This window comes from Vibrio sp. YT-15 (genome assembly GCF_033337445.1).
GTDB classification, from domain to species: domain Bacteria; phylum Pseudomonadota; class Gammaproteobacteria; order Enterobacterales; family Vibrionaceae; genus Vibrio; species Vibrio alginolyticus.
In genome coordinates, this window is the sequence record NZ_JAWOQR010000073.1 from 1 (window position 1) to 1425 (window position 1425).

The 1425-nt window shown below is 48.5% G+C and carries 2 protein-coding genes; both read right to left on the minus strand.

The window, feature by feature from the left end:
- On the minus strand, positions 1 to 383 hold a 383-nt coding region (locus R7D93_RS25325; RefSeq protein ID WP_318129559.1), incomplete at its 3' end, for an ECF-type sigma factor.
- 2 nt (positions 384 to 385) lie between these two features.
- Positions 386 to 1425: chromosome partitioning protein ParA (locus R7D93_RS25330; RefSeq protein ID WP_318129560.1), on the minus strand; the 1040-nt coding region annotated here is incomplete at its 5' end.

Below are 1425 nucleotides of genomic sequence, written 5' to 3' on the forward strand. Positions count from 1 at the left end.
ATCAACTGCTCGAAGCGGTCTTCTTCGTCCTGCATCAACGTGATGTGTTGGCGTTTTTGCGCTTGGTGTGAGCGAGCGTTGTCGATCAATATCTGGAGCATGACTTTAGCGGCCATTAAGAAAAAATCACGCTTGGTGGCGATTTCACTCATGTCGCAGTTTGACATCTTTAGGTAAGCATCATGAATCAATGCGGTGGTGCTGTTGACGCTGTCTGCCAATATCATGTTGTCGGTGCCGTATTTTTCGGCGTTGCTCTCACGTTCTTGTTGGGCGATTTTACGCAGTTGCAAATAAGCGAATTGGTACAGCTCGCTTTCGGCTTGTTTGTTGCCAGACTGCCACTGCTGAATAATGTGGGTTAGGGCTGAAGTCGTTGCCATGGTTATACCTCCTCGCTCACTTTGACAAATTCAGAAATCGTATGCGTTTCAATATGATCAGAACCATCTCGGTTACGACTAACGTTCTGTTGGTAGCGATACAAAATGCCTTGCTCCCAGTTGGCTCCCGCCGGTAAGTATTCCCAAGTGGTGTAGTTGATTTCTGCCGGAGTGGTTGACCAGCGCACCATGATGTTCATTTGCGCCAAATTGGCTTTCGGTTCGTCATTGTTTACCCACCACATATCGGCAAACTCGCGGGTGACATCTTGGGTGTATAGGCTTGCTTCGGTTGGGCAGGTCTCGGCGCTGCGTGGCAATCGCATCACTTGTTGGTGGCGCATTAACAGACACGATTGTGTCATGGATTGCTGGTGGTATTGGGTTTGCTGCCACACGCCGAGGTAGTCGATGTCGTGTTCGCTGGTGTTAGGGTAGGAAAACCACAGCATTTCAGTGCGGTTGCTGTGTTGGATGTGTTTGTTGCGCCCGAGACCTTGTACTTTCTCCATAAAGAGCTCAGTGCTTGGGTCAAAATTCATCGCGACTGAGCGATATTTCCAGTCGCCTTCATCGTCAAAGTCTTCGAGAGAGAAGCCATTCAAGTCGTTGCGGGTGCATCCTGTGATAGAGCAACCAACAAGGTTAAACCAATCCGCAAATTTGCTAATCGGCTCGACAATATCTTCCGTAATTTGGTGATTCGGCGATATGAAGCAACCTTGAAAATGGTCGCCAACACTCGGGTGTTCAATTAACGAATCTTTGGTGATGGTGAATCGGGTCTCACCAAAAGGGGGGCGATATTTGGGGTGATGTTTATAGCGCAGATCGTAGGCACAAGCGCGGCCCTGCCAATCTTTCTTTTTGATCACGATGTTTTTGAACGTGATGCCGCGAGGTTCAAAGATGATCTCATCAGAGGCAAAGTTTTCCTCAATGTACTGCTGGCTTTCGTTCAAGTTAACACTCGCCTCCTTGACAGAGACCCAGTCGAGGTTTAGATGTCGTTTAGCGTCATTCAGATAATGGAGGCGGAGAG